Annotated in this window: 8 protein-coding genes; 5 read left to right on the forward strand and 3 right to left on the reverse strand. The window is 45.5% G+C overall.

Features of this window, described 5'->3' with window-relative positions; all coding sequences use genetic code 11:
* Positions 1–35: 35 nt before the first annotated feature.
* Both R7Q11_RS14390 and metK read right to left on the reverse strand, forming a co-directional pair.
* Positions 36–833 carry a DUF2189 domain-containing protein gene (locus R7Q11_RS14390; protein WP_005381026.1) on the reverse strand — a complete coding sequence of 266 codons (798 nt, stop codon included), beginning with the start codon at positions 831–833 and terminating at the stop codon, positions 36–38.
* Positions 834–1235: 402 nt separating this feature from the next.
* Positions 1236–2390, reverse strand: coding sequence for a methionine adenosyltransferase (metK, locus tag R7Q11_RS14395; protein ID WP_005384541.1), 1155 nt, complete (start codon positions 2388–2390; stop codon positions 1236–1238).
* Positions 2391–2705: 315 nt separating this feature from the next.
* Between metK and tkt the strand changes: the two genes are divergently transcribed.
* Complete coding sequence (gene tkt / locus R7Q11_RS14400) at positions 2706–4700, forward strand: transketolase (RefSeq protein WP_225466540.1); 1995 nt, start codon at positions 2706–2708, stop codon at positions 4698–4700.
* Positions 4701–4790: 90 nt separating this feature from the next.
* Here tkt and R7Q11_RS14405 read toward each other — a convergent pair whose 3' ends face one another.
* Positions 4791–5684 carry a LysR family transcriptional regulator gene (locus R7Q11_RS14405; protein WP_017633561.1) on the reverse strand — a complete coding sequence of 298 codons (894 nt, stop codon included), beginning with the start codon at positions 5682–5684 and terminating at the stop codon, positions 4791–4793.
* Positions 5685–5824: 140 nt separating this feature from the next.
* Between R7Q11_RS14405 and R7Q11_RS14410 the strand changes: the two genes are divergently transcribed.
* The 4 genes from R7Q11_RS14410 (at position 5825) to fbaA (ending at position 11499) form a co-directional block, all read left to right on the forward strand.
* Positions 5825–7783 (forward strand): ligand-gated channel protein, encoded by a 1959-nt coding sequence (locus R7Q11_RS14410; RefSeq protein WP_225466541.1) that lies wholly within the window; start codon positions 5825–5827, stop codon positions 7781–7783.
* A gap of 135 nt (positions 7784–7918) precedes the next feature.
* Positions 7919–8956, forward strand: coding sequence for an erythrose-4-phosphate dehydrogenase (epd, locus tag R7Q11_RS14415; protein WP_005384545.1), 1038 nt, complete (start codon positions 7919–7921; stop codon positions 8954–8956).
* A gap of 151 nt (positions 8957–9107) precedes the next feature.
* Positions 9108–10268, forward strand: a complete 1161-nt coding sequence (locus R7Q11_RS14420; RefSeq protein WP_005384547.1) for a phosphoglycerate kinase — start codon at positions 9108–9110, stop codon at positions 10266–10268.
* Positions 10269–10422: 154 nt separating this feature from the next.
* The gene (fbaA, locus tag R7Q11_RS14425) at positions 10423–11499 is read left to right on the forward strand and encodes a class II fructose-bisphosphate aldolase (protein ID WP_005380996.1); all 1077 of its coding nucleotides are present in this window, start codon (positions 10423–10425) and stop codon (positions 11497–11499) included.
* Positions 11500–11678: the final 179 nt, after the last annotated feature.

An 11678-nucleotide genomic window follows, 5' to 3' on the forward strand; every position in this document is an offset into this window, starting at 1 on the left:
CGCATTTGCGAGGGCCAGATCATAGCATCAGTTAATTATGGTGTGTGTTTTTTCTTGATGGTGGCATGGTAAGCGTGCCATGTACCGTAGCCTAGAATTGGCATGGTAAACAACATTCCGATCCCGTAGGTCGCAAAGCCGATAAGAATACCGCCACAGATGATCGCTGCCCAAACAATCATTGCTGGAATGTTGGATTTCACGGCATTAAAGCTGGTAAATACAGCGGTCATCATGTCTACGCGACGCTCCATCATGAGCGGAATAGAAAAGGCTGAAATGCTAAACACCACACAAGCCAAAACAAAGCCAACTAAAGAGCCGATGACAAGGAAGGGTAGGAACTCACTTAAAGGTGCCCCTTGAACAGAAGGGTAGAGCGCATGAAGTAGAGCGGCAATGCGCATCCAAAATATCATACACACTGCGAGTAACACGGCGAACGCCCATTGAGATGTTGAGTTACGACCGATCGCTTTCATTGAATGGAACAAGCTTGCTTTGTGTCCGCGCTCTCTCTCCCAACTGGCATCATACAAGCCCAGCGCGAGAAACGGACCGATTAACATGTAAACAATCAAACTGGGCATGACGACTAAGTGTGTGCCTTGCCACTGTACGAGCAAAACAATGCCTATCGCAGCTGCCATAAAACAGATGCCATAGAAAGCACTAATAAGCGGCATTCGCACGAAATCATGCAGACCTAATGCGAGCCAATGAAAAGGTGCAGAAAGATTGACCGTATTGCACGGTATGGTTCTGGCGTATTCGTTGTCTGGCACTTCCTTTCGTTTGTTGTGGAAGTCCGATGGATTAACAGTTCGAGGCATAACTCCTCCTTGATTTATTCCCACATTATCCGCTTATACCAACTGACAGCGGTTTTTGTTCAGTCAAACTTGAAGCGACTTTTTCAAGTTTACATCTGAGCATTGGCTTAGTTTGGTATCGGCCATAAAGATGCCTGACTCATGTCTTTACTTAAGTGTTGCTTCCACAGTCGCCAGCATCCGACGTCTCTATTTAAATTGGAGTTAACAATATTTTAACTATTGGCGGAGATGGGATAATTTACAAATAATTGCTTAAAATTTATTCGGTATAAAAATGAGGGAGAAACAGGACTGCTTTGTGGGGCAGGGCGGTATGAGCCGAAATGGCTGGATAAAAGTTGCTGAAAATAAAAAGCCCCCGCCATAGGCGAGGGCTTGATTGATTCTTGCTTGGCTTGATTATTTGATGCCAGCGAAATCGCGTAGAAGTGCAGCTTTGTCTGTCGCTTCCCACGGGAATTCTTCACGACCGAAGTGACCGTATGCCGCTGTCTTCTTGTAGATAGGTTGAAGAAGGTTAAGCATTTCTTGTAGACCGTATGGACGTAGGTCGAAGAATTGACGAACCGCTTCAATGATGATGTCGTGAGGTACTTTCTCAGTACCGAACGTTTCCACCATGATAGACGTTGGATCAGCAACACCGATTGCGTAAGAAAGTTGGATCTCACAACGGTCAGCCATGCCTGCCGCTACGATGTTTTTCGCTACGTAGCGTGCTGCGTATGCTGCACTACGGTCAACTTTTGATGGATCTTTACCAGAAAACGCACCGCCACCGTGACGAGCTGCGCCGCCGTAGGTATCTACGATGATCTTACGACCAGTTAGACCACAGTCACCCATAGGACCACCGATTACGAAGCGACCGGTTGGGTTAATGAAGAAGTTTGTTTCTTTGTTGATCCACTCAGAAGGTAGCACTGGCTTAATGATCTCTTCCATTACCGCTTCACGCAGGTCTGAAGTTGAGATTGAATCACAGTGTTGAGTTGAAAGAACAACCGCGTCGATACCAACGATGTTACCTTGATCGTATTGGAATGTTACCTGAGATTTTGCATCAGGACGCAACCAAGGTAGTGTGCCGTTTTTACGAACTTCTGCTTGCTTTTGAACAAGACGGTGAGAGTAAGTAATTGGCGCTGGCATTAGTACTTCAGTTTCGTTACAAGCGTAACCAAACATGATGCCTTGGTCGCCTGCACCTTGTTCTTTAGGGTCAGCTTTATCAACACCTTGGTTGATATCTGGCGACTGTTTACCGATTGTGTTTAGTACCGCACAAGAATCTGCGTCAAAGCCCATATCTGAATGTACGTAGCCGATTTCACGAACGGTTTCACGAGTTAACTCTTCGATGTCTACCCATGCTGAAGTCGTGATTTCACCACCCACCATTACCATACCGGTTTTAACGTAAGTCTCACATGCAACACGAGCCTTTGGATCTTGCTCTAGAATCGCGTCAAGAACCGCATCAGAAATCTGGTCTGCAATTTTATCTGGATGACCTTCTGATACTGACTCAGAAGTAAACAGGTGCTTAGCCATGTTAGCTCCACTATATCTGGTTTAAAACTGGGGAATGATAAACTCTCCAGCGCAAATTAATACTAATTTTTGTAGGTGTATCTACATCTAGACGTCTATTCTAAATTTGATTGCTCGAATTACAAGCTCTTTTTTGGTTTTTGTTATAACCAAACGTTTGCCTGATTTATTGATAATTTTAAGAACTTCGAACGATTTGGCGCGAAAGGTGCAATATTTGTGAGGTTTTGGACTGGAAAACGTTTGCACACCCAACAGGGCTTTGAGAGAATTATGACCTACTTTTCGTTTCGCTTAATGTACTCAGGAGCAGACATGTCGTCTCGTAAACATCTTGCCAATGCAATTCGTGCTCTAAGCATGGATGGTGTTCAACAAGCTAACTCAGGCCACCCAGGCGCACCAATGGGTATGGCTGATATCGCTGAAGTTCTTTGGCGCTCTCACCTAAACCATAACCCTTCAAACCCAGAGTGGGCCGACCGCGATCGCTTTGTGCTGTCAAACGGTCATGGGTCAATGCTTATTTACTCTCTACTGCACTTAAGCGGTTACGAGCTATCTATTGACGATCTGAAAAACTTCCGTCAATTGCACTCAAAAACCCCAGGTCACCCAGAGTACGGCTACGCGCCTGGTATCGAGACAACAACGGGTCCTCTAGGTCAAGGCATCACTAACGCTGTTGGTATGGCGATCGCAGAGAAAGCACTAGCGGCACAGTTCAACAAAGAAGGTCACGATATCGTTGACCACTTTACGTATGTGTTCATGGGTGACGGCTGTCTAATGGAAGGCATCTCGCATGAAGCATGCTCTCTTGCTGGGACGTTAGGTCTAGGCAAACTGATCGCGTTCTGGGATGACAACGGCATTTCTATCGACGGTCACGTTGAAGGCTGGTTCTCTGACGATACACCTAAGCGTTTTGAAGCGTACGGCTGGCATGTAATCCCAGCAGTCGATGGTCACGACTCAGACGCGATCAACGCAGCAATTGAAGCAGCAAAAGCGGACCCACGTCCTACGCTTATCTGTACCAAAACAATTATCGGTTTCGGTTCTCCTAACAAGTCTGGTTCGCACGACTGTCACGGTGCACCACTAGGTCACGATGAGATCCAAGCGGCTCGTGAATACCTAGGTTGGGAGTACGGCCCATTTGAGATCCCGGCAGATGTTTACGTTGAGTGGGATGCAAAAGAAGCGGGCGCCGCGAAAGAAGCAGCTTGGAATGAAAAATTCGAGGCATACGCTGCAGCTTACCCTGCTGAAGCGGCAGAGCTTAAACGACGTCTAAACGGCGAACTTCCTGCACAGTGGGAAGAAAAAGCGAACCAAATCATTGCCGATCTTCAAGCAAACCCAGCGAACATTGCATCACGTAAAGCATCGCAAAATGCACTAGAAGCGTTTGGTCAAATGCTTCCTGAGTTTATGGGTGGTTCTGCTGACCTAGCGCCTTCTAACCTGACCATGTGGTCTGGTTCTAAGTCTCTAGAAACGGAGGACTTCTCTGGCAACTACATCCACTACGGTGTACGCGAATTCGGTATGACTGCTATCATCAACGGTATCGCATTGCACGGTGGTTTCGTTCCTTACGGCGCAACATTCCTAATGTTCATGGAATACGCTCGTAACGCAATGCGTATGGCTGCGCTGATGAAAATTCAGAACATCCAAGTTTACACGCATGATTCGATCGGTCTTGGCGAAGATGGCCCAACTCACCAACCTGTTGAGCAAATGGCGTCTCTACGTGTAACTCCAAACATGAGCACATGGCGCCCATGTGACCAAGTTGAGTCTGCAGTTGCATGGAAACTAGCGATTGAACGTAAAGATGCACCAACTGCACTTATCTTCTCTCGTCAAAACCTAGCGCAACAAGAGCGTACTGCTGAACAAGTCGCAGACATCGCGAAAGGTGCTTACATCCTGAAAGATAGCGAAGGTAAGCCTGAGCTAATCCTTATCGCAACAGGTTCTGAGGTTGAGCTTGCAGTGAAAGCCGCTGAGCAACTAACTTCAGAAGGCAAGAAAGTACGCGTTGTTTCAATGCCATCAACAGACGCATTCGACAAACAAGACGCCGCTTACCGTGAATCTGTACTGCCATCAGACGTAACGGCACGTATCGCTATCGAAGCGGGCATTGCTGATTTCTGGTACAAGTACGTTGGCTTTGACGGTCGCATCATCGGTATGACAACATTCGGTGAATCTGCACCTGCTGGTCAGCTATTCGAGATGTTTGGCTTCACGACTGAAAACGTAGTGAACACAGCAAAAGAATTGCTAGCGTAATTGTAGGACCGTCTAAACAGTCAAACGTAAACGACGATTGTTAAACGCTAAAGTTAGAAAGGCCATCATTATGATGGCCTTTTATTTTTGTCAGGTTTTCCAACCTTGTGGAATGCTTTGGTGAATGCAGTCTAGAAGTACGGATAAGCGCAGTGGTGGTCGTCCTGCTGGTGTATAGCAGTTAATGGAAATAGGCTCAGAAAGCCAACCTTCTAAGCAAGGTGTGATTCGCCCTGGGTGATGTTTCTCATAGCCGCATGCTGTCCAAGTCGGCAGCAGTCCAATACCATGACCATTCGCGATACTGTCTATTTGCATTGCTATGTTGTCGCTGTATAAGCGACTAACAAAGGGCTCTAAAAAGAACTCACCGTGTTGAGGGTGTGCTAGCATCAATCCATTTTCTTGCACTGAACCAAAATCGATCCATGGATGTGCTTCAAGTTCTTTGGGGTGCGGTATAGGCCCATGTTGTTTTAGATAATTTGGAGAGGCAAAAGGCGTATAGCGAAATACCCCCAGCACTTCTTTTCGCCAGTCTAGCTCTTTACGTTCACCGAGCCAGATGAACAAATCTGGGTCATGATGCGCCTCAGAAAAGTCACTGGTAAGTTGAACTCTAACATCGGGATTATCAGCAAGAAAACGATTGAGTACGCCGCCGAGCCAGCTTCTAACTAAGGCAGTGTGACAAACAATATGAAGTGGCCCTGAAACTTGGTTCGTTAAACCTTGAAGTGCATCATAACTCTCTTCACTTAACTCAAGAATCTGGCGGCTGTAGTGGGCAAAGATTTCTCCAGCTCTTGTCAGAACTAATCGATTACCTTGTCTGGCGGTTAGAGCCTGACCGAAGTCTTCTTCTAATTGTGCCAAGCGACGACTTAGCGTTGATTTTGGCTGATTAAGGGCTTTAGCAGCGGCTGTCAAACTTTTATGCTGATTGAGCGCATCAAAGGCTCTAATTGATGCTAAGTCGTGCATATTTATTTTACTCCTTACTGCGTTATGTACGAGTTCCATAAATGGAAAGAACCGTTCCATAACTCTCACTATGCATCTCATTCTATTTGTGAATAATTCACTTTCGAAAATAATAATCATTATCAATTATGGAGATGTAGATGTCTACTCTTAGACTGCCAGTTATTACCGCAACTGGTATTTTAGCCTTCGTCAGTGTCCCTCATGTTTTTGCCAATGATGCAGTTTCTAAAATGGAAACAGTGGTTGTAACTGCATCAAGCTACGAGCAATCTCAAGCGGACGCGCCTGCAAGTATTAGTGTGATTTCACGTGAGGAGTTGGACTCTCGTTATTACCGCGATGTGACTGATGCACTAAAAAGTGTACCAGGTGTTGTCGTGACAGGTGGTGGTGATACCACCGACATTAGTATCCGTGGTATGGGTTCTAAATACACTTTGATACTGGTCGATGGTAAGCGTCAAAGCACGCGTGAAACTCGTCCAAATAGTGACGGTCCTGGTATCGAACAAGGTTGGTTACCTCCTCTTCAAGCGATTGAGCGAATCGAAGTTATTCGCGGTCCAATGTCGACGCTTTACGGTTCTGATGCGATTGGTGGTGTGATTAACGTCATCACACGAAAAGATGCGCTAGAGTGGACGGGTAATGTTCAACTGGGCACGGTACTACAAGAGAATAGCCGCTCAGGTGGAGAGCAGAGCGCGAATTTTTTCGTTAATGGTCCGTTGGCTGAAAATTTATCTCTCCAAGTATATGGTCAGTACACAACCAGAGAAGAAGATGACATCGAATACGGTTATGAAGATAAAAATATGCAGAGTATCTCTTCAAAACTGACTTACCAGATTAATGATCGCCACTCGGTGCAATTAGAAGGTGGCACGTCGGCACAAAGTCGTCGTGGTAATGTGGGCCTTTCAGTGCCGACCACAGGGTGTCGTGGTGGGTGTGAAGATTCACTGAATGAATATCGTCGTAATTACGTAACGGTAAGCCACAACGGTGATTGGGATTCGGTGGGAATTTCAGATACTTACTTACAGCGAGAAGAGAGCGAGAACAAATCTCGTGAGATGACGATCACCAACACCACGTTCAAATCGAGCTTGGTGACTGGTATTGGAAACCATACGTTGACGACGGGTGTGGACGCTACTCATGCAGAGCTTGAGGATTTCACCTCCAACAAAGCGTCATCGAAGACTGAAACATCGAATACGCAGTGGGCTGTTTTCATTGAAGATGAATGGAGAATTGCTGATCCGTTTAGCGTTACGCTTGGCGGCCGTCTAGATCATGACGAAAACTATGGCGCGCATTTTAGTCCGCGTGTTTACGGTGTATGGCGAGTTGATCCGTCTTGGACGGTGAAAGGCGGTGTGGCAACAGGTTTCCGTTCTCCACAATTACGTGAAATTACTCCTGGCTGGGCGCAAGTCAGTGGTGGCGGTAATATCTACGGTAACCCAGATCTTGACCCTGAAACGTCGCTAAACAAAGAAATCAGCGTCTTGTATCAAGGTGATTCTGGCTTAGATGTCTCTTTGACAGCGTTCCATAACGAATTCAAAGACAAGATCACACGTGTTGTTTGTCCAGACACTATCTGTACTGATGGTCCAAACCAATGGGGCGCAGATCCAACGTACCGTATTAACGTGGATGAAGCCGTCACACAAGGTATTGAAGCGACCTTAGCATCGCCGTTAACGGAAACCATTTACCTTAGCTCGAGCTACACATTTACCGACTCAGAGCAAAAAACAGGTGAATACAAAGGCATGCCGCTGCAGCAGTTACCAAAGCATCTGTTTAATGTGGATGTGACTTGGCAAACGACAACAGATCTAGAGAGCTGGGCGAAAGTCACGTACCGAGGTAAAGAAATGGATCCGGTTACTGGCCCATCAAGAAACAGTATTGTAGAACCAGCTTATACCTTTGTGGACGCTGGTGTGACATACCAGTTAACCGACAATACTCGTATTAAAGGCGCTATCTATAACTTGCTGGACGAGGAAATCAGTTACGAAGAATATGGATATATTGAAGATGGTCGTCGCTACTGGTTAGGTTTAGACGTCGCATTTTAATTATCTATCGTTGTAATAAGGTCGAGCATAGTCTCGACCTTTTTTAATCCTGCTTTACTTTGATTCAACAGGTGCGTTTGTCAGCCTGATCAGGTAGTATCTGTGACACGAAATTTTTGGTAGGGCGAAGGATAAATGCTAAAGGTTGCGATCAATGGATTTGGACGTATAGGTCGTAATGTTCTGCGAGCGGTGTATGAAAGCGGAAAACACCAGCAGATCAAGGTTGTGGCGGTAAACGAACTAGCACAGCCAGAGGCGATGGCACACCTACTGCAATATGACACCAGTCATGGTCGCTTTGGTAAAAAAATTTCCCATGACCAAGAACATTTGCATGTTCATCATGACAGCGGTGAATATGATTCCATTCGCATTCTCCATCTCTCCGAAATCGAATTACTTCCTTGGCGTGATTTAGAAGTTGATATCGTCTTGGATTGCACTGGCGTATTTGGTTCGCAAGCGGATGGGCAAGCGCATATAGAAGCTGGCGCGAAGAAAGTACTGTTTTCGCACCCGGGCGCAAACGACCTAGATAATACGATTATCTATGGCGTGAACCACGAAACTCTGAAAGACGAGCACCGTGTTGTCTCCAATGGCTCTTGCACCACCAACTGTATCGTTCCCATCATTAAAGTATTAGACGAAGCCTTCGGCATAGAGTCTGGCACCATTACCACAATTCATTCGTCCATGAACGATCAACAAGTAATCGATGCGTATCATAACGACTTACGCCGTACCCGTGCTGCAAGCCAATCTATTATTCCGGTGGACACTAAGTTGCATAAGGGGATTGAAAGAATCTTCCCGAAATTTTCCAACAAATTCGAAGCAATTTCTGTTCGTGTTCCAACGGTTAACGTCACTGCAATGGATTTAAGTGTCACAATTAGTACAAATGTGAAAGTTAATGACGTAAATCAAACCATTGTTAACGCATCTCAGTGTACATTACGTAACATTGTTGACTATACTGAATCGCCACTCGTTTCCATCGACTTTAACCACGACCCCCATAGTGCGATTGTGGATGGAAGCCAGACTAGAGTGAGTAACGGGCAACTCGTAAAAATGCTCGTTTGGTGCGACAACGAATGGGGCTTTGCTAACCGGATGCTGGATACTGCCTTAGCAATGCAAGCTTCTTCGCAAGTGGAACAGTAATGACGAAGAAGTGATGGAGAATTTTTATTTCTAGCCTTGAAATAAATCCATAATATCTCCATATCTATAACCAGTTTGAAGAATTAACAGGCTTGGCAGGGTTGCCGAGTTTTCAAAAACTTTAATTATTAAATATTTGAGAGGACACATCATGTCTGTAATCAAGATGACTGACCTGGATCTTGCAGGTAAACGTGTATTTATCCGTGCTGACCTAAACGTGCCAGTAAAAGACGGTAAAGTAACTTCGGATGCACGTATCATCGCATCTCTTCCAACTATTAAGCACTGCCTAGAAGCAGGCGCTAAAGTAATGGTTACGTCTCACCTAGGTCGCCCAACTGAAGGTGAATACGCTGAAGAGTTCTCTCTACAACCAGTTGTTAACTACCTAAACGACGCACTAGATTGCGAAGTGAAGCTGGCAAAAGACTACCTAGATGGCCTAGAGCTAAATGCGGGTGAACTTGTTGTTCTTGAAAACGTTCGCTTCAACAAAGGCGAAAAGAAAAACGACGAAGAGCTATCTAAGAAATACGCAGCACTATGTGACGTATTCGTAATGGACGCATTCGGTACGGCTCACCGTGCTCAAGCATCTACTCACGGCGTTGGTATGCACGCAGACGTAGCATGTGCTGGTCCTCTACTAGCGAACGAACTAGAAGCGCTAGGCAAAGCAATGGACAAGCCAGCTCGTCCAATGGTTGCTATCGTAGGTGGTTCAAAAGTTTCTACTAAGCTAACTGTTCTTGAGTCTCTATCTAAAATCGCTGACCAACTCGTTGTTGGTGGTGGTATTGCTAACACATTCATCGCAGCTGCTGGCCACAACGTTGGTAAGTCTCTATACGAAGCAGACCTAGTTGAAACAGCTAAGAAGCTAATGGACGAGTGTGCAATTCCAGTAGCAACTGACGTTGCATGTGCGAAAGCATTTGACGAGAACGCAGAAGCTGAAATCAAGCACGTTTCTGAAGTACAAGACGACGACATGATCTTCGACCTTGGTCCAGATTCAACTGCTGAACTAGCTGAAATCCTTAAAAACGCTAAGACTATCCTATGGAATGGTCCAGTAGGCGTATTCGAATTCAAGAACTTCGAAGCAGGTACTAAAGGTATCTCTGAAGCTATCGCAGCTTCTGAAGGCTTCTCTGTTGCTGGTGGTGGTGACACGCTAGCGGCTATCGACAAGTTCGGTATCAAAGCGGATGTATCTTACATCTCTACTGGCGGCGGCGCTTTCCTTGAGTTCGTAGAAGGTAAAGTTCTTCCAGCAGTAGAAATGCTAGAAGCACGAGCTAAGTAATTAAAGCAAAGCGGGGGAGTGATTCTCCCGCTTTCTTGTTTGCTGCAACGTGTGAGGAACTCTGCTAGAATAGCCTCAGTTGTGAGCAAACGTTTGCAAGATTTTCAACTTAACAAGTTTTGTTTAAAAACGACAGATAAATAGGATTACATCCATGTCTAAGATCTTCGACTTCGTAAAACCAGGTGTTATCTCTGGCGATGACGTTCAGAAAGTATTTGAAGTTGCAAAAGAAAACAGCTTTGCACTTCCAGCAGTAAACTGTGTGGGTACTGACTCTGTAAACGCAGTACTTGAAGCAGCTGCAAAAGTTAAAGCTCCAGTTATCGTTCAGTTCTCTAACGGTGGCGCTGCTTTCTTTGCTGGGAAAGGTCTAAAACTTGAAGGTCAAGAAGCTCAAATCCTAGGTGCTGTTGCTGGTGCGAAATACGTTCACGCTGTAGCTGAAGCTTACGGTGTTCCAGTAATCCTACACACTGACCACGCAGCTAAGAAACTACTTCCTTGGATCGACGGTCTACTAGACGCTGGTGAAGAGTACTTCGCGCAAACTGGTAAGCCACTATTCTCTTCTCACATGATCGACCTTTCTGAAGAGTCTCTAGAAGAGAACATCGAAATTTCTGCTAAGTACCTAGAGCGCATGGCTAAAATGAACATGACTCTAGAAATCGAACTAGGTTGTACTGGTGGTGAAGAAGACGGCGTTGACAACTCTGATATGGATGCGTCTGAGCTATACACTTCTCCAGAAGACGTTGCATACGCATACGAGAAACTAAGCGCAATCAGCCACCGTTTCACTATCGCAGCATCTTTCGGTAACGTACACGGCGTATACAAGCCAGGTAACGTTGTACTAACTCCAACTATCCTACGTGATTCTCAAGCGCACGTTTCTGAGAAATTCGGTCTTCCAGCGAACTCTCTAAACTTCGTATTCCACGGCGGTTCAGGTTCTTCTCTAGAAGAAATCCGTGAATCTATCGGCTACGGTGTGATCAAAATGAACATCGATACTGATACACAGTGGGCTACTTGGGATGGTATCCGTAAGTTCGAAGCTGAAAACCACGATTACCTACAAGGTCAGATCGGTAACCCAACTGGTGAAGATGCACCAAACAAGAAGTACTACGATCCACGCGTATGGCTACGTGCAGGCCAAGCTTCAATGGTTACTCGTCTAGAGCAAGCATTTGCTGACCTTAACGCAGTTGACGTACTATAATCGTTACTGATTAAGTTACTTAAAAACCCGCTCTTTGAGCGGGTTTTTTTATATCTATCATTTTCTTCCCCTCTGCTTTCTCCCGATATTTTTATGCGTTAGGTTGTATTTGCTAGTGAGATATCTCACCTTTAACGTTTTTTTTAAAGAAAACATGGGAATATCAGTCTTAAGAGTGG

This window comes from Vibrio sp. 970, from assembly GCF_033339075.1.